General features: G+C 47.0%; 22 protein-coding genes. 18 read left to right on the forward strand and 4 right to left on the reverse strand.

Annotated features, from left to right (window positions below; all coding sequences use genetic code 11):
* The first annotated feature begins 27 nt into the window (after window positions 1–27).
* The 9 genes from purC to purD all read left to right on the forward strand — a co-directional run bounded on the left by purC (window position 28) and on the right by purD (window position 9,843).
* Complete coding sequence (gene purC, locus MHI44_RS15110; protein ID WP_041337795.1) at window positions 28–753, forward strand: phosphoribosylaminoimidazolesuccinocarboxamide synthase; 726 nt, start codon at window positions 28–30, stop codon at window positions 751–753.
* The gene (gene purS / locus MHI44_RS15115; RefSeq protein ID WP_003219409.1) at window positions 746–1,000 is read left to right on the forward strand and encodes a phosphoribosylformylglycinamidine synthase subunit PurS; all 255 of its coding nucleotides are present in this window, start codon (window positions 746–748) and stop codon (window positions 998–1,000) included. The genes purC and purS overlap by 8 nt, the downstream gene beginning before the upstream one ends.
* Window positions 997–1,680, forward strand: a complete 684-nt coding sequence (gene purQ / locus MHI44_RS15120; RefSeq protein WP_339202310.1) for a phosphoribosylformylglycinamidine synthase subunit PurQ — start codon at window positions 997–999, stop codon at window positions 1,678–1,680. The genes purS and purQ overlap by 4 nt, the downstream gene beginning before the upstream one ends.
* Window positions 1,664–3,892, forward strand: coding sequence for a phosphoribosylformylglycinamidine synthase subunit PurL (gene purL / locus MHI44_RS15125; protein WP_339202311.1), 2,229 nt, complete (start codon window positions 1,664–1,666; stop codon window positions 3,890–3,892). Before purQ ends, purL begins: the two co-directional genes overlap by 17 nt.
* Window positions 3,868–5,298, forward strand: a complete 1,431-nt coding sequence (purF, locus tag MHI44_RS15130; RefSeq protein WP_003233947.1) for an amidophosphoribosyltransferase — start codon at window positions 3,868–3,870, stop codon at window positions 5,296–5,298. The genes purL and purF overlap by 25 nt, the downstream gene beginning before the upstream one ends.
* A gap of 101 nt (window positions 5,299–5,399) precedes the next feature.
* Window positions 5,400–6,440, forward strand: a complete 1,041-nt coding sequence (purM, locus tag MHI44_RS15135) for a phosphoribosylformylglycinamidine cyclo-ligase (RefSeq protein ID WP_021481302.1) — start codon at window positions 5,400–5,402, stop codon at window positions 6,438–6,440.
* Window positions 6,437–7,024 (forward strand): phosphoribosylglycinamide formyltransferase, encoded by a 588-nt coding sequence (purN, locus tag MHI44_RS15140; protein ID WP_015252651.1) that lies wholly within the window; start codon window positions 6,437–6,439, stop codon window positions 7,022–7,024. The genes purM and purN overlap by 4 nt, the downstream gene beginning before the upstream one ends.
* Window positions 7,021–8,559 carry a bifunctional phosphoribosylaminoimidazolecarboxamide formyltransferase/IMP cyclohydrolase gene (gene purH / locus MHI44_RS15145; protein ID WP_003233940.1) on the forward strand — a complete coding sequence of 513 codons (1,539 nt, stop codon included), beginning with the start codon at window positions 7,021–7,023 and terminating at the stop codon, window positions 8,557–8,559. Before purN ends, purH begins: the two co-directional genes overlap by 4 nt.
* A 15-nt stretch (window positions 8,560–8,574) precedes the next feature.
* Window positions 8,575–9,843 (forward strand): phosphoribosylamine--glycine ligase, encoded by a 1,269-nt coding sequence (purD, locus tag MHI44_RS15150; RefSeq protein WP_339202314.1) that lies wholly within the window; start codon window positions 8,575–8,577, stop codon window positions 9,841–9,843.
* Window positions 9,844–9,882: 39 nt separating this feature from the next.
* On the opposite strand, the gene MHI44_RS15155 is transcribed toward purD, so the two are convergent.
* Window positions 9,883–10,302, reverse strand: coding sequence for an Lrp/AsnC family transcriptional regulator (locus tag MHI44_RS15155; RefSeq protein ID WP_015252648.1), 420 nt, complete (start codon window positions 10,300–10,302; stop codon window positions 9,883–9,885).
* Between the two features lie 143 nt (window positions 10,303–10,445).
* On the opposite strand from MHI44_RS15155, the gene MHI44_RS15160 reads away from it, so the two are divergent.
* Entirely contained in the window at window positions 10,446–11,720 is a 1,275-nt protein-coding gene (locus tag MHI44_RS15160) for an amino acid permease (RefSeq protein ID WP_327847464.1), read from the forward strand.
* Window positions 11,721–11,734: 14 nt separating this feature from the next.
* Here MHI44_RS15160 and MHI44_RS15165 read toward each other — a convergent pair whose 3' ends face one another.
* A complete protein-coding gene (locus MHI44_RS15165) occupies window positions 11,735–11,962 on the reverse strand; it encodes a DUF2892 domain-containing protein (RefSeq protein ID WP_032726724.1) in 228 nt (75 codons plus the stop codon).
* 128 nt (window positions 11,963–12,090) lie between these two features.
* Here MHI44_RS15165 and MHI44_RS15170 point away from each other — a divergent pair, with 128 nt between their 5' ends.
* The 3 genes from MHI44_RS15170 to MHI44_RS15180 are packed head-to-tail and all read left to right on the forward strand — an operon-like array spanning window position 12,091 to window position 15,172.
* Window positions 12,091–13,833, forward strand: coding sequence for an adenine deaminase (locus MHI44_RS15170; RefSeq protein ID WP_032726723.1), 1,743 nt, complete (start codon window positions 12,091–12,093; stop codon window positions 13,831–13,833).
* A 26-nt stretch (window positions 13,834–13,859) separates the two neighbouring features.
* Window positions 13,860–14,855 (forward strand): DUF3048 domain-containing protein, encoded by a 996-nt coding sequence (locus tag MHI44_RS15175; protein ID WP_129092303.1) that lies wholly within the window; start codon window positions 13,860–13,862, stop codon window positions 14,853–14,855.
* Window positions 14,856–14,857: 2 nt separating this feature from the next.
* Window positions 14,858–15,172, forward strand: coding sequence for a YerC/YecD family TrpR-related protein (locus MHI44_RS15180; protein ID WP_003219429.1), 315 nt, complete (start codon window positions 14,858–14,860; stop codon window positions 15,170–15,172).
* Between the two features lie 37 nt (window positions 15,173–15,209).
* On the opposite strand, the gene MHI44_RS15185 is transcribed toward MHI44_RS15180, so the two are convergent.
* The gene (locus MHI44_RS15185; RefSeq protein WP_327847463.1) at window positions 15,210–16,787 is read right to left on the reverse strand and encodes an FMN-binding glutamate synthase family protein; all 1,578 of its coding nucleotides are present in this window, start codon (window positions 16,785–16,787) and stop codon (window positions 15,210–15,212) included.
* Between the two features lie 262 nt (window positions 16,788–17,049).
* Here MHI44_RS15185 and MHI44_RS15190 point away from each other — a divergent pair, with 262 nt between their 5' ends.
* The 5 genes from MHI44_RS15190 to MHI44_RS15210 all read left to right on the forward strand — a co-directional run bounded on the left by MHI44_RS15190 (window position 17,050) and on the right by MHI44_RS15210 (window position 24,425).
* Window positions 17,050–17,736 carry a heptaprenylglyceryl phosphate synthase gene (locus MHI44_RS15190; RefSeq protein WP_339202318.1) on the forward strand — a complete coding sequence of 229 codons (687 nt, stop codon included), beginning with the start codon at window positions 17,050–17,052 and terminating at the stop codon, window positions 17,734–17,736.
* A gap of 61 nt (window positions 17,737–17,797) precedes the next feature.
* Complete coding sequence (gene pcrA / locus MHI44_RS15195) at window positions 17,798–20,017, forward strand: DNA helicase PcrA (protein WP_015383008.1); 2,220 nt, start codon at window positions 17,798–17,800, stop codon at window positions 20,015–20,017.
* A gap of 23 nt (window positions 20,018–20,040) precedes the next feature.
* On the forward strand, window positions 20,041–22,047 hold the full coding sequence (gene ligA, locus MHI44_RS15200) for an NAD-dependent DNA ligase LigA (protein WP_144483598.1): 2,007 nt from the start codon (window positions 20,041–20,043) through the stop codon (window positions 22,045–22,047).
* Window positions 22,048–22,062: 15 nt separating this feature from the next.
* Complete coding sequence (locus MHI44_RS15205) at window positions 22,063–23,253, forward strand: CamS family sex pheromone protein (RefSeq protein ID WP_080529014.1); 1,191 nt, start codon at window positions 22,063–22,065, stop codon at window positions 23,251–23,253.
* Window positions 23,254–23,414: 161 nt separating this feature from the next.
* A complete protein-coding gene (locus tag MHI44_RS15210; RefSeq protein ID WP_339202320.1) occupies window positions 23,415–24,425 on the forward strand; it encodes a phosphotransferase enzyme family protein in 1,011 nt (336 codons plus the stop codon).
* A 35-nt stretch (window positions 24,426–24,460) separates the two neighbouring features.
* On the opposite strand, the gene MHI44_RS15215 is transcribed toward MHI44_RS15210, so the two are convergent.
* Window positions 24,461–25,159 (reverse strand): MgtC/SapB family protein, encoded by a 699-nt coding sequence (locus tag MHI44_RS15215; RefSeq protein WP_010886431.1) that lies wholly within the window; start codon window positions 25,157–25,159, stop codon window positions 24,461–24,463.
* Between the last annotated feature and the right edge of the window lie 80 nt (window positions 25,160–25,239).

Below are 25,239 nucleotides of genomic sequence, written 5' to 3' on the forward strand. Positions count from 1 at the left end.
CCCAACATTCGGGTTAGGAGGCCTTCCGTGAATATTGTGAAGAATGAACTTTTATACGAAGGAAAAGCAAAAAAGATCTACAAAACCGATGACGAAAACACGCTGTATGTCGTGTATAAAGACTCCGCCACTGCCTTTAACGGCGAGAAAAAAGCAGAAATCAGCGGGAAAGGGCGCTTAAATAACGAGATTTCAAGCTTAATTTTCAAACACCTTCATGCAAAGGGCATTAACAATCATTTTATCGAGCGCATTTCGGAAACGGAACAGCTCATTAAAAAGGTAACGATTGTGCCGCTTGAAGTCGTGGTCAGAAATGTTGTGGCAGGAAGCATGTCCAAACGTCTCGGCATTCCAGAAGGCACGGAGCTTGAGCAGCCGATTATCGAGTTTTACTACAAGGATGACGCGCTGGGTGATCCGCTCATCACAGAAGATCATATTTGGCTCTTAAAAGCGGCGACTCCTGAGCAGGTAGAAACCATTAAGTCCATTACAAAAACAGTAAATGAGGAGCTTCAAAGCATTTTCGACGATTGTCATGTCAGATTAATAGATTTCAAGCTTGAATTCGGTCTAGATGCAGAAGGGCAAGTGCTTTTGGCGGATGAAATTTCTCCTGACACATGCCGCTTGTGGGATAAAGAAACGAACGAAAAGCTGGACAAAGATTTATTCAGACGCAATCTGGGAAGCTTAACCGACGCATACGAAGAGATTTTCAAAAGACTGGGAGGCATTCATCATGTATAAAGTAAAAGTTTATGTCAGCTTAAAAGAAAGTGTACTAGATCCACAAGGGAGCGCTGTCCAGCATGCCTTGCACAGTATGACTTACAACGAAGTTCAAGATGTGCGCATCGGGAAATACATGGAGCTTACCATTGAAAAATCTGACCGTGATCTTGACGTGCTAGTGAAAGAAATGTGCGAAAAACTTCTTGCAAACACAGTGATTGAAGATTACAGATACGAGGTTGAGGAGGTAGTCGCACAGTGAAATTTGCGGTGATTGTGTTACCCGGCTCCAACTGTGATATCGATATGTATCATGCTGTAAAGGATGAGCTCGGCCATGAAGTGGAATACGTCTGGCATGAGGAAACAAGTCTTGACGGCTTCGACGGCGTGTTAATTCCGGGAGGGTTTTCTTACGGCGATTACTTAAGATGCGGCGCCATCGCCCGATTTGCGAATATTATGCCAGCTGTCAAACAAGCAGCGGCTGAAGGAAAACCTGTTCTTGGCGTCTGCAACGGATTCCAGATTTTACAGGAGCTTGGCCTTCTGCCAGGTGCAATGAGACGCAACAAAGATTTGAAGTTCATTTGCCGTCCGGTTGAATTAATTGTTCAGAACGACGAAACCTTATTCACAGCTTCCTACGAAAAGGGACAACCGATTACAATCCCGGTTGCCCACGGTGAAGGGAATTTCTACTGTGATGACGAGACGCTTGCTTCATTAAAGGAAAACAATCAAATTGCTTTCACATACGGCTCTAATATTAATGGAAGTGTCAGCGACATTGCCGGTGTCGTGAATGAGAAAGGCAATGTATTAGGCATGATGCCTCACCCTGAGCGCGCGGTCGATGAACTGCTTGGAAGCGCCGACGGTCTTAAATTGTTCCAGTCTATCGTGAAAAATTGGAGGGAAACTCATGTCACTACTGCTTGAACCAAGTAAAGAACAAATAAAAGAAGAGAAACTGTATCAGCAAATGGGTGTCAGTGATGATGAGTTTGCATTGATAGAATCCATTCTTGGAAGATTGCCGAACTACACAGAAATCGGAATTTTTTCTGTCATGTGGTCTGAGCATTGCAGCTATAAAAACTCAAAGCCGATTCTGCGTAAATTCCCGACAAGCGGCGAGCGTGTGCTGCAGGGGCCGGGGGAAGGCGCCGGAATCGTGGATATCGGTGATAACCAAGCGGTTGTGTTCAAAATTGAATCACATAACCACCCATCAGCTCTCGAGCCTTACCAAGGCGCTGCGACTGGCGTAGGCGGAATTATCCGTGACGTATTTTCAATGGGTGCACGCCCAATCGCTGTATTGAACTCTCTTCGATTTGGTGAACTGACTTCACCACGCGTGAAGTACTTGTTTGAAGAAGTAGTAGCGGGTATCGCCGGATACGGCAACTGTATCGGCATCCCGACAGTCGGCGGAGAAGTGCAGTTTGACAGCAGCTATGAAGGAAATCCGCTCGTCAACGCAATGTGCGTCGGTTTAATCAATCATGAAGACATCAAAAAAGGCCAGGCAAAAGGTGTCGGCAACACAGTAATGTACGTAGGAGCGAAAACTGGGCGTGACGGCATCCACGGCGCTACGTTTGCTTCTGAAGAAATGTCAGACTCGTCTGAAGAAAAGCGTTCTGCTGTCCAAGTCGGCGATCCGTTTATGGAGAAGCTTTTGCTTGAAGCATGTCTGGAAGTCATCCAATGCGACGCCTTAGTCGGCATTCAGGATATGGGAGCTGCCGGTTTAACAAGCTCAAGTGCAGAAATGGCAAGTAAAGCCGGTTCTGGCATTGAAATGAACCTTGACCTGATTCCTCAGCGCGAAACAGGCATGACCGCGTATGAAATGATGCTTTCTGAATCACAAGAACGGATGCTTTTGGTTATTGAGCGCGGACGTGAGCAGGAAATCATCGATATTTTTGACAAGTACGATCTTGAAGCGGTTTCTGTCGGACATGTGACAGATGATAAAATGCTTCGCCTGACACACAAAGGAGAGGTTGTGTGCGAGCTGCCTGTTGATGCCTTGGCAGAAGAAGCACCGGTTTACCATAAGCCTTCTCAAGAGCCTGCTTACTATCGCGAGTTTTTGGAAACGGACGTTCAGGCTCCGCAAATTGAAGATGCGAATGAAACGCTGAAGGCCCTTCTTCAGCAGCCGACGATTGCGAGTAAAGAGTGGGTGTATGATCAGTATGACTACATGGTGCGCACGAATACAGTTGTCGCTCCTGGGTCTGATGCTGGTGTTCTCAGAATCCGCGGAACGAAAAAGGCGCTGGCGATGACGACAGACTGTAACGCGCGTTATCTCTATCTTGATCCTGAAGTCGGAGGGAAAATTGCTGTCGCTGAAGCAGCGCGCAACATCATTTGCTCAGGCGCAGAACCGCTTGCGGTCACAGATAACCTTAACTTCGGAAACCCGGAGAAGCCGGAAATCTTCTGGCAGATCGAAAAAGCGGCAGACGGCATAAGCGAAGCGTGCAATGTTCTCAGCACTCCGGTTATCGGCGGTAACGTATCGCTTTATAACGAATCAAACGGCACGGCGATCTATCCGACACCAGTTATCGGCATGGTCGGCCTAATTGAAGATACAGCGCACATTACAACACAGCATTTCAAACAAGCAGGAGATCTCGTATACGTGATCGGCGAAACAAAACCAGAGTTTGCGGGAAGCGAGCTGCAAAAAATGACAGAAGGCCGTATTTACGGCAAAGCGCCGCAAATCGATCTTGATGTAGAGCTGTCTCGTCAAAAAGCACTGCTTGACGCGATTAAAAAAAGCTTCGTTCAATCTGCGCATGATGTGTCTGAAGGCGGCTTAGGCGTAGCGATTGCGGAAAGTGTCATGACGACGGAAAACCTTGGCGCTAATGTGACTGTAGAAGGGGGAGCGGCATTATTATTCTCTGAATCTCAATCCCGCTTCGTCGTTTCAGTGAAAAAAGAACACCAAGAAGCGTTTGAAGCAACTGTCAAAGATGCGGTTCATATTGGTGAGGTAACAGCTGACGGAATTCTGGTGATTCAAAGCCAAGATGGACAACAAATGATTCATGCGCAAACGAAAGAGCTTGAACGCGTATGGAAAGGAGCTATCCCATGCTTGCTGAAATCAAAGGCTTAAATGAAGAATGCGGCGTTTTTGGGATTTGGGGACATGAAGAAGCCCCGCAGATCACGTATTACGGTCTCCACAGCCTTCAGCACCGAGGACAGGAGGGTGCGGGCATCGTAGCGACTGACGGTGAAAAGCTGACGGCTCACAAAGGCCAAGGGCTGATCACTGAAGTATTTCAAAATGGCGAGCTCAGCAAAGTAAAGGGAAAAGGCGCTATCGGGCACGTTCGGTACGCAACGGCTGGAGGCGGCGGATACGAAAATGTTCAGCCGCTCCTCTTCCGTTCCCAAAACAACGGCAGCCTGGCGCTTGCTCATAACGGAAATCTTGTCAATGCCACTCAGCTGAAGCAGCAGCTTGAAAATCAAGGGAGCATCTTTCAAACCTCTTCGGATACAGAGGTTTTGGCTCACCTGATCAAAAGAAGCGGACACTTCACGCTGAAGGATCAAATTAAAAACTCGCTTTCTATGCTGAAAGGCGCCTACGCGTTCCTGATCATGACCGAAACAGAAATGATTGTCGCACTTGATCCAAACGGGCTGAGACCGCTATCCATCGGCATGATGGGCGACGCTTATGTGGTCGCATCAGAAACATGCGCATTTGACGTCGTCGGCGCAACGTACCTTCGCGAGGTAGAGCCGGGAGAAATGCTGATCATTAATGATGAAGGCATGAAATCAGAGCGTTTTTCCATGAATATCAACCGTTCCATTTGCAGCATGGAGTACATTTATTTCTCCAGACCAGACAGCAATATTGACGGTATTAACGTACACAGTGCCCGTAAAAACCTTGGAAAAATGCTGGCTCAGGAATCCGCAGTTGAAGCTGACGTCGTAACCGGGGTTCCGGATTCCAGTATTTCAGCGGCGATCGGCTATGCAGAGGCAACAGGCATTCCGTATGAGCTCGGTTTAATCAAAAACCGCTATGTCGGCAGAACGTTTATTCAGCCGTCCCAGGCTCTGCGTGAGCAAGGCGTCAGAATGAAGCTGTCTGCGGTGCGCGGGGTTGTAGAAGGCAAACGCGTCGTGATGGTGGATGACTCTATCGTACGCGGAACAACTAGCCGCCGGATTGTCACGATGCTTAGAGAAGCGGGTGCGACAGAGGTGCATGTGAAAATCAGTTCACCGCCGATCGCTCATCCGTGCTTTTACGGCATTGATACTTCCACACATGAAGAATTAATCGCGTCTTCGCATTCTGTTGAAGAAATCCGTCAGGAAATCGGAGCCGATACCCTCTCATTTTTGAGTGTGGAAGGGCTGCTGAAAGGCATCGGCAGAAAATACGATGACTCGAATTGCGGACAGTGTCTCGCTTGCTTTACAGGAAAATATCCGACTGAAATTTACCAGGATACAGTGCTTCCTCACGTAAAAGAAGCAGTATTAACCAAATAAAACTTGAAAAATGACATAAAGGCAGCGCAGTTCGGCTGCCTTTCTCTTTCTGCCCTCGTTCGGGGAGATATTTTGAAAAGCGCCTTAAAGGAGTGAATAGGATGTCTGAAGCATATAAAAACGCAGGAGTTGACATCGAAGCCGGATATGAAGCTGTAAAACGAATGAAAAAACACGTGGAGCGCACGAAACGACTTGGCGTTATGGGCAGCCTTGGCGGTTTTGGCGGCATGTTTGACCTGTCTGAGCTTTCTTATCAAAAACCAGTTCTCATTTCGGGAACGGACGGTGTCGGCACAAAATTAAAGCTCGCTTTTTCCATGGATAAGCATGACACGATTGGCGTGGATGCTGTTGCAATGTGTGTCAATGACGTGCTGGCACAAGGTGCAGAGCCGCTGTTTTTCCTCGATTATTTAGCGGTCGGCAAAGCGGACCCAGTGAAAATTGAACAGATTGTACAAGGTGTTGCGGAAGGCTGTGAGCAGTCAGGTTCAGCCTTAGTCGGCGGTGAAACGGCTGAAATGCCAGGACTCTATACAGCTGATGAATACGATATTGCCGGTTTCTCAGTCGGAGTGGCAGAAAAGGACGAAATCGTGACTGGAGAAAACATCGAAGAGGGCCATCTGTTGATCGGCCTCAGCTCCAGCGGCCTTCACAGCAATGGCTTTTCCCTTGTCAGAAAAGTGCTTCTGGATGATGCGGAGCTGGACCTTGATACAACATATGAGCCGTTTGAACGCCCGCTTGGCGAGGAATTGCTTGAACCGACAAGGATTTACGTGAAGCCTGTGCTTGCCGCGGTCAAAAGCGGAAAAATCGACGGCATGGCGCACGTGACAGGCGGAGGATTTATTGAAAATATTCCGCGTATGCTTCCGGAAGGCTTAAGTGCGGAAATTGATCATGGCTCATGGCCGATCCCGCCGATTTTCTCTTTCTTGCAAGAGTACGGCCAGCTAAAGGAAGAAGACATGTTCAACGTCTTTAATATGGGTATTGGTTTTGTTTTGGCTGTCAAAGAAGAGCATCTGACAGATGTGATCGGAACGCTTGAAAGCCATGGCGAAAAAGCCTATTTAATCGGGCGTGTGAAAAAAGGTGAAGGCGTCACATTCGGCGGTGCGGCACTTTCATGAAAAAGTTTGCGGTATTTGCATCAGGAAACGGTTCAAACTTCGAAGCCATCGTCACGCGTTTGAAGGAGGAGAACTGGGATGCGTCAGCAGCGCTCCTCGTTTGCGACAAACCGCAGGCGAAAGTCATCGAACGGGCGGAAGCATTCCATATTCCTTCCTTTGCATTTGAGCCGAAGTCTTATGAAAACAAGGCTGCATTTGAACAAGCCATCATTGAACAGCTTCGTCTTCACGAGGTTGAATTGATTGTTCTTGCCGGCTATATGAGGCTGATCGGTGATACGCTCCTTCAAGCATATGGAGGAAAAATCATTAACATTCACCCGTCGCTTCTTCCGGCGTTTCCTGGAATCGACGCAGTCGGACAGGCGTTCCGGGCGGGTGTGAAGGTGGCCGGAATCACCGTGCATTATGTCGATGAAGGAATGGATACAGGTCCGATCATCGCTCAAAAGGCAATCGAAATTGATGAACATGATACATTGGAAACAATCGAACAGCGGATTCACAAGCTTGAGCATAAATGGTATCCGAGTGTGATTAAACAGCTATTAGGATTAAATAACAGAGGTGAAAAGGCATGACCATTAAACGTGCGTTAATCAGTGTTTCAGATAAAACAAATCTCGTTCCTTTCGTAAAAGAACTGACAGAGCTTGGCGTTGAAGTCATCTCCACAGGCGGAACGAAAAAGCTTCTTCAAGAAAACGGTGTGGATGTGATCGGAATTTCGGAAGTGACAGGCTTCCCTGAAATTATGGACGGCCGGTTAAAAACCCTTCACCCGAATATTCACGGCGGCCTTCTGGCGGTTCGCGGCAATGAAGAGCATATGGCGCAGATCAATGAACACGGGATTCAGCCGATTGACCTCGTTGTCGTCAACCTCTATCCATTTAAAGAAACGATTTCTAAGGAAGACGTCACATATGAAGAAGCGATCGAAAATATCGACATCGGCGGACCTGGCATGCTGCGTGCGGCATCAAAGAACCATCAGGATGTCACGGTTATCGTCGATCCGGCCGATTACAGCCCAGTGCTGAATCAAATCAAAGAAGAAGGCAGCGTATCTCTTCAGAAAAAACGCGAGCTCGCGGCAAAGGTATTCCGTCATACTGCGGCATATGATGCACTGATCGCTGACTATCTGACAAATGTTGTCGGTGAAAAAGAACCAGAGCAATTCACTGTGACATTTGAGAAAAAACAATCGCTTCGCTATGGAGAAAACCCGCATCAGGAAGCAACTTTCTATCAAACAGCTCTTCCTGTCAAAGGCTCCATTGCGCAAGCAGAACAGCTTCACGGAAAAGAGCTTTCTTACAACAACATTAAAGACGCGGATGCGGCAGTTCAAATCGTTCGTGAATTCACTGAACCGGCTGCGGTTGCCGTGAAGCATATGAACCCGTGCGGCGTGGGAACAGGAAAAACGATCGCCGAAGCGTTTGACAGAGCGTTTGAAGCGGATAAAACATCTATCTTTGGCGGCATTATCGCGTTGAACCGTGAAGTGGACAAGACAACTGCCGAAGCGCTTCATAACATTTTCTTAGAAATCATCATTGCGCCTTCATTCAGCCAAGAAGCGCTCGACGTCCTGACTGCGAAGAAAAATCTCCGCCTGCTGACGCTTGACGTATCTGCTGCTGTTCAAAAGGAAAAACAGCTGACATCCGTTCAAGGCGGGCTATTGATTCAAGATTTAGATATGCACGGCTTTGATGATGCTGAGATTAGCATTCCGACAAAAAGAGAGCCGAACGAGCAAGAGTGGGAAGACTTGAAGCTTGCTTGGAAAGTCGTGAAGCATGTGAAATCAAATGCGATTGTTCTCGCGAAGGACAACATGACAGTCGGCGTGGGAGCAGGCCAAATGAACCGCGTCGGATCGGCAAAAATCGCAATCGAGCAAGCAGGGGAAAAAGCGAAAGGCAGCGCGCTCGGATCTGATGCATTTTTCCCAATGCCGGATACTGTTGAAGAAGCAGCAAAAGCGGGCGTTACGGCTATCATTCAGCCGGGGGGATCTGTGCGTGACGAGGATTCCATCAAAAAAGCGGATGAATACGGCATTGCCATGGTATTCACCGGCATCAGACACTTCAAACATTAAGGGGATGAAAACGACGTGAATGTATTAATTATCGGTAAAGGCGGAAGAGAGCATACGCTGGCGTGGAAGGCAGCGCAAAGCAGCCTCGTCGAGAATGTATTTGCAGCTCCTGGAAATGACGGCATGAAAGCTTCCGCACAGCTTGTAAACATTGAGGAAAGCGACCACGCAGGGCTTGTCTCGTTTGCAAAAGAAAACCAGGTCGGCCTAACCATTGTCGGCCCTGAGGTTCCTTTAATTGAAGGCCTGGTGGATGAATTCGAAAAAGCGGGTCTGCGCGTGTTCGGCCCGTCAAAAGCCGCGGCGATCATCGAAGGAAGCAAACAGTTCGCTAAGGATTTAATGAAGAAATACGACATTCCGACCGCAGAATACGACACGTTTACATCCTTTGAAGAGGCGAAGGCATATGTGCAGGAAAAAGGTGCTCCGATTGTGATAAAAGCAGATGGACTTGCAGCTGGAAAAGGCGTTACTGTGGCTATGACAGAGGAAGAAGCAATTGCGTGTCTGCATGACTTTCTTGAAGATGAAAAGTTCGGTGATGCGAGCGCGTCCGTTGTCATTGAAGAATATCTTTCTGGTGAAGAATTTTCTCTGATGGCCTTTGTCAAAGGGGAAAAGGTGTATCCAATGGTGATTGCCCAGGATCACAAGCGTGCGTTTGACGGAGACAAAGGCCCGAATACGGGCGGAATGGGCGCTTACTCTCCAGTTCCGCAAATTTCGGAAGAAACGGTCCGCCATGCTGTAGAAACGATCGTTAAGCCGGCCGCAAAAGCAATGGTACAAGAAGGCCGTTCCTTCACTGGCGTTTTGTACGCTGGATTGATGCTTACTGAAAACGGCTCGAAGGTCATTGAATTTAATGCCCGTTTCGGCGATCCGGAAACACAGGTCGTGCTTCCGCGCATGGAATCTGATCTGGTACAGGTGCTTCTTGATCTTTTAGATGATAAGGAAGTTGACTTAAGATGGAAGGATACCGCGGCAGTGAGTGTTGTGCTTGCATCAGAAGGGTATCCGGAAAGCTATGCAAAAGGCACGCCGATCGGCAGCCTTGCAGCAGAAACTGAGCAGGTCGTGGTCTTCCATGCCGGAACGAAAGCAGAAGGTGGAGAGTTCGTTACAAACGGGGGGCGCGTCGCCAATGTGACGGCTTTTGATGAAACGTTTGAAGCGGCTAGAGACCGAGTGTACAAAGCGGTTGATGAAATTTTCAAACCGGGACTCTTTTTCAGAAAAGACATTGGGGCACGCGCTTTAAAGGCTGCCCAAAAATAAGTGAGGAAAACCCGCAGAATAGCTGCGGGTTTTTTGTTATCAAAAAGCGGGATGGCAGCTGGAAGAAGAAAGGACAACGAGCGTGGTTGGTTTTCCATGGGCCATCGAGGCGTCAATAAAATCCTCAAGCGTATGTACCGATTCAGTCACGACCTTTGTCACATAGCTGTACATACCCGTGATGCGGTGGTTTTCTGCTACATCAGGATGCGATGTTGCAAAGGCGGCGTAGTGCTTACAGCTTTTTGGCTCCATGAGAATAAAAGCGGTGACATGCTTGTTTAGTTTTTCATAACAGATATTCGCGCTGTACCCGGTAATCACTCCTTTGTCTTCAAGCTTCCTGACACGCTCCGCCGCGCTTGGCGAACTGAGTCCGACAAGCTTTCCCAGCTCAACCATCGTTAATCTGCCATTTCGCTGCAAATGCGAGAGAATCTGAAGGTCTGTATCGTCCATTTGTCTGGCTCCTTTACATATTTAGGCGAATGAATGAAAATTCCTTTGATCGTAAGGTAATGCTGTTGATTTACCTTCATTGTAGCATATGGATGCCGTCTTATTTTTTCTATAATAAAGCCATCAATGGGAGAGGAGGCATCATGTTGCCAGAATTGCAGCGTTCGATCACTTGGATACAAGGGACGGCGTTAACGATTGGGGCGGTTTTAGGCTGCGGGATATTAATTCTGCCGTCTGTCACCGCGGACACGGCCGGTCCGGCTTCTTTATTTGTCTGGGTATTCATGTCTTTTTTATCTTTTCTTCTTGTCGGCACGCTGGCCCGGCTTGTGAAAATCGCGCCCAGCGCGGGAGGAATCACGGCTTATGTGCAGCTGGCCTTTCAGAAAAAAGCCGGGGCTATTTTGGGCTGGATCATGTTAGGGTCCGTTCCGATCGGCGTTCCCATCATCGCTTTGACTGGCGCGCATTACGTCAGTTACGTCACAGAGGCGGCGGATTGGCAGGTTACATCGATTGCTGGTTGCATGCTGGCTATATCTATTTTGCTTCATATGAGAGGCATTCAACTATCCGCAAACATCAGTACACTCGTTATTTGTGTCATCGTATTTCTGCTTGTCACTTCTATTGCTGTGTCATTGCCACACGTCACGATAGCAGAATTCAAACCGTTTCTTCCGCATGGCTGGTCTGCCGCGGGATCTGTTTCTGTCATGATTTTTTTCTCTTTTGTAGGCTGGGAAATGATTACCCCGTTGGCTGAGGAATTTCATCGCCCTGAAAAAGATGTCCCGCTCAGCTTGTTTTTGGCAGCGTCTTGTGTGGCAGGGCTGTATATCATGCTGTCATTTGTGACGGTGGGGACTCATTCATATGGAGAGAATGGAGAAATTGCATCGCTTGCCATGCTCATCTCAAAAGGAGCAGGGGAAAGCGGTGTATATGTTACGGTATGTTTAGCGCTGTTTATTACATTCGCCACCATCCATGCCAATATTGCTGGTTTTTCAAGAATGGTGTACGCATTGGCGAGAGAGGGGCACATTCCTGTATATTTTGGAAAACTCAGTGCGACAAAACGTACGCCTATTCGCGTTTTGACAGCGATGGCCGCAGTGTTTGGCTTAGTGCTTGCGGCGCATGGCCTGTTTCAAATCGATTTGACGACTCTGTTGAAAGGGCCGAGCGCGGCTTTTATCGCATCTTACATATGTACAATGGCGGCAGCACTGAAACTGCTGGGCAGGAGAGATATAGGCTGGTGGATGGCGCTCGGGGCATTTGTGGCGTGCGCGGTGATTTATTCATTCAGCGGCTGGGCACTGCTTTATCCAGCAGTGCTGGCAGCTGCAGGATATTTCTATATGAAAACAAAGGGAGGGCATAAAAAAAAGCTTGATCACGTTTCGTGATCAAGCTTTTTCATTTATCCGTTATGCTGGCCGTTATTTCCAGAATCGCTGTGTTGAAACATGTAGGTCATAGGGCAGAAGCGCAAGATTCCCGAACCCGCTTTCATGGCCCCCATAAAGATGTAAAAGAGATGCATTCTGCACCAAGGTTTTTTCGTAAACTTTGCACTGGCGGCTGACATAATCGTCAATCCGCAGGCGATTCTGAACACGGCATTGATGAGACTGATGTTTGGCTTCAAGGAAATCCGCTCCTTTTACTTAAAAAAGTTTTTTAATCGAACCTTCAAAAATTTGTAACGTTTTTATCGTGCGTGATGAGGAAGGATGTGATACCATGAGTCTAATACATGTAAAGGAGAGTATGTGAATGTCCGAACGCACCTTTAACTGGAAAAACAAAGACATCAGGGCACAGGTTGATGTTGTAGACTCAAAGCTGCTTCCAACGCTCCTTTTACGGAATGCTCTCGTCTTAAATCCATATGTAAAACAATGGCTGAAAAAAAACATTTGGATTTATCAGGACCGCATTGTTTATGTGGGTCATGAACTTCCGAATAGAGCCGAAGAAATTCATACGATTGATTGTGAAGGAAAATACATTGTGCCAGGTTATATTGAACCGCACGCACATCCTTTTCAAATATATAATCCCCAAACACTGGCGGAATATGTGTCTCAATACGGAACAACGACATTCGTGAATGATAACTTATTTTTGCTTTTGCAAAGCGGAAAAAAGAAAGCGCTTACGATTTTGAATGAACTCAAAAAGCAGCCTGTCCAGTATTTTTGGTGGTCACGCTATGACCTCCAGACCGAGGTTCTGAACGAGGACCACGTCCTTCCATTTGACGTCAGAAAACAGTGGATTGAACATCCGGATGTGATTCAAGGCGGAGAAATGACCGGATGGCCTCGCCTGGTAGATGGTGATGATTTAATGCTCCACTGTATGCAAGCTACAAAGAAACAGAGAAAACGCATTGAAGGGCATTTTCCCGGCGCTTCTGATAAAACGCTTACAAAAATGAAGCTGTTCGGAGCGGATTGTGATCATGAAGCGATGACAGGTGATGAAGTGATGAGAAGGCTGGAACTGGGCTATTATGTTTCCCTTCGGAACTCTTCCATTCGCCCTGATGTAAGAAAAATCTTGCAGGAGCTGCATGAGAAGGGCTTCCGCTATTATGACCACTTCTTTTTCACGACAGATGGCGCAACCCCGAATTTCTATAAAGGCGGCATGACAAACGAGCTGATTCGCATCGCGTTAGAAGAAGGCGTACCTGCAATCGATGCCTACAATATGGCATCATTTAATATCGCAAAGTATTACCAAATGGATGATTATTTAGGAGTTGTCGGACCGGGCAGACTGGCATCGCTGAACATATTGGAAGATCCGTTAAATCCGAATCCCGTGACTGTTCTGTCAAAAGGGACCATTCTGCGTGAAGACGGCTGTGATTTGAAGGCGTTTACAAAGACGGACTGGCACAAAGGCGGTCTTGTCCCGCTTGAGCTTTCATATGATATGACGATGGATGACTTGCAGTTTTCTATGCCGATGGGCGTGAAAATGCGGAATGCGGTCATTATGGAGCCGTATATGATTGAGATCGACAATTCGATGGAACAGCTCTCGTTTGACCATGATGAAAGTTATTTGACGATGCTCGACAGACACGGGAAATGGCGCGTCAATACGATGATAAAAGGGTTTGCCTCAAGCGTGCAGGGATTTGTAAGCTCCTTTACGACGACGGGCGACATTGTCGCGATTGGAAAAAATAAAGCGGATATGCTGCTCGCTTTTGCCCGCATGAAAGAAATCGGAGGAGGAATTGTTTTAGCGGAGAACGGAAACATTCTGCATGAAATCCCGCTTGCGCTGTGCGGCTGCGCCTCTTCGGAAGCGTATGAAGACGTGCTTGAGAAGGAACAAAAGCTGAGAGATCTTTTGACTGAAAGAGGCTATGAGTTTTGCGATCCTATCTATACGCTGCTCTTTTTACAAAGTACGCACCTTCCGTATATACGCATTACGCCAAGAGGAATCTTCGACGTCATGAAAAAAACTGTACTCTTTCCATCGATAATGCGTTAAAATATAAAAGAGCAGGGAGCCGACATATGAAAAAATGGATGACAGTTTGCGCGCTGTGTTTCGTGTTTTTTCTGCTGGTATCCTGCCAGCAGAAGGATGCTGTCCCGGATACTGCAAAGAAGCTGAAAGCTCCTTTAACGGGGCTAAAGAGTGAACAGAAGGTGACTGAACGCCGGCCTGTTGCTGTTGTGGTGAACAATCACCCGAAGGCGAGGCCGCAGTCGGGTCTGTCTAAAGCAGACATTGTCATAGAAGCGCTAGCCGAAGGGCAAATCACAAGATTTCTGGCCATTTTCCAAAGCCAGATGCCTGAAACTGTCGGACCTGTGCGGAGCGCGCGGGAATATTTCGTCACTCTCAGCAATGGCTTTGACAGCATATTTGTCCATCACGGCTGGAGTCCCGGCGCCAAAGAGCAGCTGGAATCCGGAGCTGCCGATTATATGAACGGATTGGATTTTGACGGAAGCTTATTTTGGAGAGCTGATTTCAGCAAACCGCCCCACAATTCCTATACGTCTTATGATTACATAAAAAAGGCGGCGGAACAAAAGGGTTATAAGCTGAAGCAGGAAACAAATCCGCTGCTGTTTCAAACATCAGATGCAAAACCTGCAAATGAATCTTACAATGTTCGGGTAGATTATGGAACAAATAACGTTACAAATCTTGTCGAATACAACTATGATAAAAAAGCTGAATTTTATACAAGAAGCTCTGATGGTGTCATAACGACAGACCGGGAAACCGGAAAGCCGGTTGCAATGCAAAATATTTTCATTGTTGAAGCCAGCCATCATATTATTGATCAAGATGGAAGGCGGGACATCGACTTGGAATCAGGAGGAAAAGGTCTGTTGTTTCAGCACGGAAACGTCATTGAAACAGACTGGAAACAAGTGAATGGCAGAATTGTGCCGGTAAAAGACGGCAAGTGGCTTCCGTTTGTGCCAGGAAAGACTTGGATCAATATCGTACCTGATCTTGATGCGGCTTCCATTAGTAAAGGAGAAGGTGTGTAACGATGCAAATCGATAAATTACGCGGCAAAGAGCTGGACCAGTTATTTAACTCGATCTTATCGCTGAAAGACCTGGAGGAATGTTACCGATTCTTCGATGATCTATGCACAATTAACGAAATTCAATCGCTGGCTCAGCGCCTTGAAGTGGCGCGCATGCTTCGCGAAGGAAACACGTATCATAAGATTGAAACAGAAACAGGCGCTTCCACGGCTACGATTTCCCGTGTGAAACGCTGCTTAAATTACGGAAATGACGCTTATGAAATGGCGCTTGACCGTGTGAAAGAGACGGAAACTGAGTCTTCTTCAAAATAACATAGAACCGCCCTGCCGTTCGGCAAGGGCGGTTTCTTTATGAAACAAATTGATGGATCAGGTTGTCGATATCGATGAGACTGCCATCCTCTTTGCGATAGACAACATGCTCCTTGGAAAAGTGAATCGGCGAATTGATCCCTGCTGCGGCTGCAAGGTTAAACAGCCCCTCCCGCAGGGAAATGACGTAGTTGCAGACACGGTGCTGTTTTTCCTCAACGCTCAGCGCTTTTTGCAGCTTCGGATCTGTCGTCGCCACACCTGCCGGACAGGTGTTGGTGTGGCAGACGAGAGCGCGGATGCAGCCAACGGAAAACATCATGCCGCGTGCGATGTTGACAAAGTCAGCGCCGAGGGCTAAGGCGACCGCGATTTTATCAGGAGTCAGGAGCTTTCCGGAAGCAAAGATTTTCAGCTGGCTGCGCAAGCCGTACTGTTTAAGAAGCGTGTCAACAATAGGCAGCGCTGTCATAATCGGAAGGCCGACTGTATCCGCGAGCTCGTAAAAGGAAGCTCCGGTACCGCCTTCACTTCCGTCGATCGTGATAAAATCCGGATGCTTTCCGCTTTTCTGCATATAAGAGAAAAGCTCATGTAATTCTTCAGGATGCCCAGCGACCAGTTTGATGCCGACTGGCTTTTGTCCGACATCTCTAAGTTTTTCAATAAAGTCGAGCATTTCAGGAGGGTTTGAGAATTCATAAAAGCGGTTCGGGCTGTCAATCGACTTTCCAGGTTCGACATTCCGAATGTCTGCCACTTCCTCTGATACTTTGGCGCCGTCCACATGGCCGCCCCGGGTTTTCGCTCCTTGTGCCAGCTTTAGCTCAAACGCTTTAATCTGGTCAATCCTGCTTTTTCTTTTAAATTCCTCCCACGAAAATTCCCCGTTTCTTTTGCGCACGCCGAATAGGCCCGGTCCGATTTGGCAAATGATATCGGCGCCGCCCTTTAAGTGATACTCAGACAATCCTCCTTCACCTGTATTCATCCAGGTTCCGCCTGCCTGGTGGAGCCCTTTTGAGAGCGCCGTAACAGCCCGTTCTCCAAGAGAGCCGTAGCTCATGGCAGACTGGCCGACTAAGCCCTTCATATAAAATGGCTTCTCGCATGTATGCTCGCCAATCACCTGTACATCATCAGGATGGAGAAAATACGGGTCTGCCTTGATATGTTCGGCATGCTCCTTGCGTTTGAATAGATTGTCAGCATCCATTTTATAGATTTGGGTTTCAATTTTTGGCGTTTGATTGACGTGCATTTCTTCCCTTTGTTTTGGAAACATAGCGTTACGGATATAATAGCCAGGTTTATCAAAATCTCTTACAGATCCAAAGCCCATCATTCTGCTTTTGTATTTGCCGGAGATGACGGTTTGCTCATATTCCTTTCGTGAAAAAGGCTGCTCCTCATTGTCATTGCTGTATAAATACTGTCTGAGCTCCGGCCCGATTTTTTCAAGGATATACCGAAACCTTCCGATGACGGGATAGTTGCGAAGAATTGAGTGCTCCTGCTGTTTTTCATCCTTTATGTAGATCCAGGCAAACAAGACGATCGGGATAGCGATGATCCCTATGATAAATGCGATGAGTGCTATTATGATGGTTTCCATCTCTCAGCCTCCCTTTTTATGTAACCATTTCCACAGTTGAACACTTTCCAAACAATAGCAGAAGGAATCTGGTGAAAAATGTGTGCTCCTGCCGATACAGGACTCACCATGCAGGTACTGCCATAAGCTCTTTTTTTATGAAAATAGAATCAAAACACCTTTTTCAGTGAATAACGAGATTAACGGCTTTTTCCGTTTTTCCGCGCTATGTGAATTTGTTATAATGTTTAAATGGTAACAAACGAATGGAGGAACGTATGACGTGTACGATGTAACAGAGTGGAAGCATGTCTTTAAACTCGATCCAAATAAAGATTTGCCTGACGAACAGCTGGAGATTCTTTGCGAATCAGGAACGGATGCGGTCATTATCGGAGGCAGTGATGGTGTGACAGAGGATAATGTCCTGCGGATGATGTCTAAGGTAAGACGGTTTTTGGTGCCGTGTGTCCTAGAGGTGTCAGCGATTGAAGCGATCGTTCCCGGCTTTGACTTATATTTTATTCCGAGTGTATTAAACAGCAAAAACGCGGATTGGATTGTCGGAATGCACCAGAAAGCCATGAAGGAATACGGAGAACTGATGTCTATGGAAGAAATCGTGGCGGAGGGCTACTGCATCGCAAATCCAGATTGCAAAGCCGCGGCACTGACTGAAGCGGACGCCGATCTGAATATGGATGATATTGTCGCCTATGCGCGTGTGTCGGAGCTGCTGCAACTGCCGATTTTTTATTTAGAATACAGCGGCGTGCTTGGAGACATAGAAGCTGTCAAGAAAACGAAGGCTGTATTGGAAACGTCCACCTTGTTTTACGGCGGCGGCATCAAGGATGCGGAAACGGCCAAGCAGTACGGAGAGCATGCGGACGTGATCGTTGTAGGCAATGCTGTGTATGAAGATTTTGACAGGGCTTTGAAAACAGTAGCGGCTGTGAAAGGCGAGTAGTAAATTGTACGGATTTGGTTTATGATAGAACATATGTTTTGTATAGGCGGGTGAACAAATTTTGAATTATATTAGCAATCAATTACTAAGCGGTTTAAACCCCGTTCAGCAGGAAGCAGTCAAAACAACGGACGGGCCTCTTTTGCTGATGGCGGGAGCGGGAAGCGGAAAGACGCGTGTCCTGACACACAGAATTGCTTATTTAATGGCAGAAAAGCATGTGGCGCCGTGGAACATTCTGGCGATCACATTTACAAATAAAGCGGCACGCGAAATGAAAGAACGTGTAGAAAGCATCCTCGGACCCGGCGCGGACGATATCTGGATTTCCACATTCCACAGCATGTGCGTGCGGATCTTGCGCAGAGATATCGACCGGATTGGGATCAACCGAAATTTCTCCATCCTTGATACGGCTGACCAGCTTTCAGTGATCAAGGGGATTTTGAAGGAGCGCAATCTTGATCCGAAGAAGTTTGACCCGAGAAGCATCCTCGGTACGATCAGCAGTGCGAAAAACGAATTGACCGAACCGGAGGAATTCTCTAAAGTTGCTGGCGGCTACTACGATCAGGTGGTCAGCGATGTATATGCTGATTATCAGAAGAAGCTATTGAAAAACCAGTCGCTCGATTTTGACGATTTGATTATGACGACGATTAAACTGTTTGACCGAGTGCCTGAAGTGCTTGAATTTTATCAGCGCAAATTCCAGTACATCCATGTTGATGAGTATCAGGATACGAACAGGGCGCAATACATGCTCGTTAAGCAGCTTGCCGAGCGTTTCCAGAACCTTTGCGTTGTCGGGGATTCTGATCAGTCAATCTACAGATGGCGCGGCGCGGATATCACCAACATCCTTTCATTTGAAAAAGATTATCCGAATGCAAGCGTGATTTTGCTAGAACAAAACTATCGTTCAACGAAACGGATTTTGCGCGCGGCAAACGAGGTCATTAAAAACAACTCTAACCGTAAACCGAAAAATTTGTGGACGGAAAACGATGAAGGCATCAAAATTTCCTATTATCGCGGTGATAATGAATTCGGTGAAGGGCAGTTTGTGGCCGGTAAAATTCATCAGCTTCACAGCTCAGGCAAGCGGAAGCTGTCTGATATCGCCATATTATACCGGACAAACGCGCAGTCCCGTGTGATTGAGGAAACGCTTCTCAAAGCGGGCTTGAACTATAACATTGTCGGCGGCACAAAGTTCTATGACAGAAAAGAAATTAAAGACATTCTTGCGTACCTGCGCCTTGTATCCAATCCGGATGACGATATCAGTTTCACGCGCATTGTCAATGTGCCGAAGCGCGGAGTCGGCGCGACATCACTTGAAAAAATCGCTTCGTATGCGGCCATAAACGGCTTGTCATTTTTCCAAGCGATTCAGCAGGTTGATTTTATCGGCGTCAGTGCCAAAGCGGCAAACGCGCTTGACAGCTTTAGACAGATGATTGAAAACCTGACCAATATGCAGGATTACTTATCCATTACAGAGCTGACAGAAGAAATTCTTGATAAGACGGAATACAGAGAAATGCTGAAGGCTGAGAAATCGATCGAAGCCCAAAGCCGTTTAGAAAATATCGACGAGTTCCTGTCTGTTACGAAAAACTTTGAACAGAAAAGTGAAGACAAGACACTCGTTGCGTTCCTGACAGACTTGGCATTGATCGCAGATATTGATCAGCTCGATCAGAAGGAGGAAGAGTCAGGCGGCAAGGATGCGATCACCCTGATGACACTGCACGCCGCGAAAGGACTGGAGTTCCCGGTTGTTTTCTTGATGGGGCTTGAAGAAGGCGTCTTCCCGCATAGCCGTTCACTCATGGAGGAAGCGGAAATGGAAGAAGAACGCCGCCTTGCGTACGTTGGGATTACAAGGGCGGAACAGGAGCTTTATCTGACCAATGCTAAAATGCGCACCTTGTTTGGCCGGACAAATATGAACCCGGAATCTCGCTTCATTGCTGAAATACCGGATGATTTATTGGAAAACCTAAATGAGAAAAAAGAAACAAGAGCGACGTCTGCGAGAAAAATGCAGCCGAGACGCGGCCCTGTTTCACGCCCGGTATCCTACGCCAGCAAAACAGGAGGCGACACCTTGAACTGGGCAGTCGGAGATAAGGCGGGCCATAAAAAATGGGGAACAGGAACTGTCGTCAGCGTAAAAGGCGAAGGAGAAGGGACGGAGCTCGATATTGCCTTCCCGAGCCCTGTCGGCGTGAAACGCCTGTTAGCAGCATTTGCTCCTATTGAAAAGCAGTAATTGAAGAGGAAAGGAAGAAGCAGATGGACAAAGAAACAGCGAAGCAGCGGGCAGAAGAACTGCGCCGCACCATCAACAAGTATAGCTATGAATATTACACCTTAGATGAACCGAGCGTCCCAGATGCCGAATACGACAGATTGATGCAGGAGCTGATTGCGATCGAGGATGAGCACCCAGACCTCAGAACGCCTGACTCTCCTACGCAGCGCGTCGGCGGAGCCGTGCTTGAAGCGTTTCAGAAAGTCACCCACGGCACACCGATGCTCAGTCTGGGCAATGCCTTTAATGCTGATGATCTTCGTGATTTCGACCGCCGTGTGCGCCAAGCCGTCGGCGACGATGTGGAGTATAATGTGGAGCTGAAAATAGACGGTCTTGCTGTTTCTCTCCGTTATGAAGACGGCTATTTTGTCAGAGGGGCCACAAGAGGTGACGGGACGACGGGAGAGGATATCACGGAGAATCTGAAGACGATTCGCAATATCCCCCTTAAAATGAACCGTGAGCTGTCAATCGAAGTGCGCGGCGAGGCGTATATGCCGAAGCGTTCGTTTGAAGCACTCAATGAGGAACGGATTAAAAATGAGGAAGAACCGTTCGCCAATCCGCGAAATGCCGCGGCGGGATCACTTAGGCAGCTCGATCCGAAAATTGCAGCGAAACGAAACCTCGATATCTTCGTCTACAGTATAGCGGAGCTTGACGAGATGGGTGTGGAGACGCAAAGCCAAGGGCTTGATTTTCTCGACGAACTCGGATTTAAAACGAATCAGGAACGAAAAAAATGCGGCGACATAGAAGAAGTCATTACGCTGATCGATGAGCTTCAGGCGAAGCGCGCTGACCTGCCGTATGAAATAGACGGCATTGTCATTAAAGTCGATTCTCTCGATCAACAGGAGGAGCTCGGTTTTACGGCGAAAAGCCCGCGCTGGGCCATCGCGTATAAGTTTCCTGCTGAAGAGGTCGTGACGAAGCTTCTCGATATCGAATTAAATGTCGGCAGAACGGGTGTGATCACGCCGACTGCGATTCTTGAGCCGGTAAAAGTTGCCGGCACAACGGTCTCAAGAGCATCCCTTCATAACGAAGATTTAATTAAAGAGAAGGACATTCGGATTTTGGATAAGGTTGTCGTCAAAAAAGCGGGCGATATCATCCCGGAAGTTGTGAATGTCCTCGTTGACCAGCGCACAGGAGAAGAAAAGGAATTCAGCATGCCGACGGAATGTCCTGAATGCGGCAGTGAACTCGTCCGGATCGAAGGAGAAGTGGCGCTTCGCTGCATTAACCCTGAATGTCCGGCGCAAATCCGGGAAGGGCTTATCCATTTCGTTTCCCGCAATGCCATGAACATTGATGGGCTCGGCGAACGAGTGATCACACAGCTGTTTGAGGAAAACCTTGTCCGCAATGTGGCAGATTTATATAAGCTGACGAAGGAACGAGTCATCCAGCTCGAGCGCATGGGCGAAAAGTCCACTGAAAACCTGATCAGCTCCATCCAAAAATCAAAAGAAAATTCGTTAGAGCGCCTGCTGTTTGGGCTTGGCATCCGTTTTATCGGATCAAAGGCCGCAAAGACGCTTGCCATGCATTTTGAAAGCTTGGAGAACCTGAAAAAAGCCTCTAAAGAGGAACTTCTCGCGGTAGATGAAATCGGTGAAAAAATGGCTGATGCTGTGATCACCTATTTTCATAAAGAAGAAATGCTTGAACTCTTGAATGAACTTCAGGAGCTGGGCGTAAACACGCTCTACAAAGGTCCGAAAAAAGTAAAAGCAGAGGACAGCGACTCTTACTTTGCTGGTAAAACAATTGTTCTGACAGGAAAGCTGGAAGAGCTGTCAAGAAACGAAGCCAAAGCGCAAATCGAAGCGCTGGGCGGAAAGCTGACTGGAAGCGTCAGCAAAAACACAGACTTAGTCATCGCCGGAGAAGCGGCGGGAAGCAAGCTGACAAAAGCACAAGAGCTGAACATTGAAGTGTGGAATGAAGAACAGTTAATGGGAGAGCTAAAGAAATAAGAGGAGTGTTTTCTATTGAAAAAGACGTTGGCATTGGCGGCAACGGCGGCAGTATTAATGCTGTCTGCCTGCTCGTCAGGTTTCGGGGGGGAGAAGGAGGAAGAGATTACGCAAAAGACGGCGAAATCGTCAGAAAAAGCGATTGTCCCGAAATATAATATCTCTGACTCCTATTACAAAATGGTGCTGCCGTTTAAGGCAGGCAAAGCGCGCGGCTTAACAACGGAACAGCTGAATACAAGGCTGGACATTGACGAATTTGAAACAGGGCTGATGCGCCTTGCCCAAGATTCTTTCTCAACTGACGATTATCTGTTCCAAGAAGGACAATATTTAGATGAGGATACAGTATTAAGCTGGCTGGCACGGAAAAAAACGGGCTCTGATTTGAAAAAAGCCGAAAAAGAAGATAAGAACTTCAAAAATGAAGGCTTGAACCCGGCGCTCCCGAGTTCTGGTTCAACAGAAGAAAAGAACGAAAGCAGCCCGATTTATTTAGCATCCATGCTTGAGCACGATTATTTAGTCAGAAAAGACAAGAATTCTATCCAGCTTGGCGGCGTCATGATCGGACTGGCGTTAAACTCCGTGTATTACTATCGTGAAAAAACTGGCGACCCGCAAAAAGAAGTGGAGATTAAGGACAGCACGCTCCGCCAGCAGGGAGAAAAAATTGCACAGGAGGTTATTAACCGCCTCCGTAAAAAAGATAACTTGAAGAATGTGCCGATTACTGTCGCACTCTACAAGCAGGCGTCAAAAACATCGATTGTGCCGGGGAACTTCATCGCCAAAACAGAGGTCAAAGCAGGCTCTACTGATATCTCAAATTGGGATGATATTAATGAAAAATATGTATTCTATCCGGCGGATACAACCACAGCAGAAAAGTACCCGGATGACACCGAGGTCTTTAAGCGGTTCAAAAATTCAATTGAAGAATATTTCCCGAACTATACAGGCGTTGTCGGTACAGCGCTGTATGATAATGATGAAATGAAGAAAATGAAGATTGACATACCAATGCAATTCTACGGAAAAAGTGAAGTTGTCGCGTTTACCCAGTTTTTAACGGGTGAAGTGATGGACTACTACTCTAAAGGCTCAGTTGATGTCGAAGTCAATATCACGTCCTCAGACGGACAGGAAGCGGTTATTATCCGCAATGCCGGAGATAAAGAGCCGACTGTTCACATTTATGACTGATAGAAGACCCTTGTGCCATATTGGCACAAGGGTTTTTATGTTACAATTAACAGGAAAAGGGAAAATATTTTCGCTTCTGCCGAAACACAAATCAAGGGGAGGTATGTTGATGCTGGAAATCGTGTGAAAACAATCATTATCAAATCTATAGCAATGAAAGGATGTTAGACGTGCATAAAGATATCAAAAAAATATTTCATGAAGAGCAGGTTTTGGCAGAAGCTGCAGCGAGATACGGTTTCTCAAAAGATCAGGTGCGTTTTCTGGCTGATGCGGAAAACTATGTATATGAATGTATGAAAGACAATCAACCTTATATTTTAAAGATTACCCATACGATCCGCAGATCTTCTGAGTATATAATGGGAGAGATGGAATGGCTCCGTCACCTTGCAATAGGGGGAATTTCAGTAGCCAAACCGCTCCCGTCACTGAACGGAAAAGACGTAGAAGCAGTGCCGGACGGAAACGGCGGGTCATTTTTATTGAGAGTGTATGAGAAAGCGCCGGGACAAAAAGTGGATGAATCGGACTGGAATGAAACGCTATTTTATGAGCTTGGCAGATACACAGGCAGCATGCACAGCCTGACAAAAAGCTACAAATTGAGCAATCCCGCTTTCAAAAGACAGGAATGGGATGAAGAAGAGCAATTAAAGCTGAGAAAATATGTGCCTGAAGATCAGATAAAGGTGTTTCAGCAAGCCGATTATTTGATGAATGAACTGCGGAGGCTCCCGAAAAGCCAGGACAGCTACGGCTTGGTGCATGCGGATCTGCACCATGGCAATTTTAACTGGGATCATGGCAAAATCACGGCATTTGATTTTGATGATATCGGCTACAACTGGTTTGTTAACGATATTAGCATTCTTCTCTACAATGTCCTGTGGTATCCTGTTGTGCCATATGATGATAAAGCTGCGTTTACAGAAGAATTTATGACGCATTTTATGAAAGGGTACTGGGAGGAAAATGAGCTTGACCCTGCATGGCTGATGATAATACCTGATTTCCTCCGCCTTCGCCATATGCTGATTTACGGATTGCTGCACCAGATGTTTGACCTTAACACAATAGGAGAAGAGGAAAAAGAAATGCTGGCCGGTTTCAGAAACGATATAGAGAATGGCACGCCGATTACAGCATTTGATTTTTCAGCATTGGTGTAGAGAAAAAGCCAATGGGATTCCAGTCCCATTGGCTTTTATAATGTATCACACTTCACGCCAACTACGCCTTCAATGGCTTTAATGTCATAGTAGACGTCGGTCGTGTATCTGTTTTTATGGACGCGGACCTTCACTTCCATAATTGGAAAATCCTTTTCGCCTAGGTCGTCGATCCGAACGGAGTGTGCTTTGATATCTCTTCTTTTCATTTCTTTTAAAATCTCTGTCATTTTGTCTTTATCAGAAAGCGACATTCTGATGCGGATGTCTTTTTCCTGCAGGCGGTCGGGGCCGATTTTTCTGACCACCCATGGGAGAAATTCCACGCTGATCAGGATGAACAGAAGACTGGCAAACGCTTCTTTATAAAAACCGGCTCCCGTAGCCAGCCCGAGCCCCGCTGCCCCCCAGATCATGGCCGATGTCGTCAGGCCGGAAATGACATCATTGCTTTTTCGCAGGATGACACCGGCGCCGATAAACCCGACGCCGGAGATGATTTGTGCCGGCAGACGAAGCGGATCCATCATGATGCGGTAGTATTTAGGGAAATGATATGCCGCATTAATACTGACGATCGTCAGCATGCATGAGCTGACTGCGATGACAATACAGGTTTTTAATCCGAGCGGCTTATTTTTTAATTCGCGTTCAAGCCCGATGACCATGCCAATCAATGTGGCAATGCCCAATTTCAATAAAATATCAGGATCAATATACCAGCTCAACAGCAACTTCCCCCTTCTCTATGGTGTTTTTAAATAAATATGATTTTCTCACAGTATTTATAGCAAAACAAGAGCACAAAAGCCAC

The sequence above is a fragment of the Bacillus sp. FSL K6-1366 genome (assembly GCF_037976695.1).
Classification (GTDB): Bacteria; Bacillota; Bacilli; order Bacillales; family Bacillaceae; genus Bacillus; species Bacillus subtilis.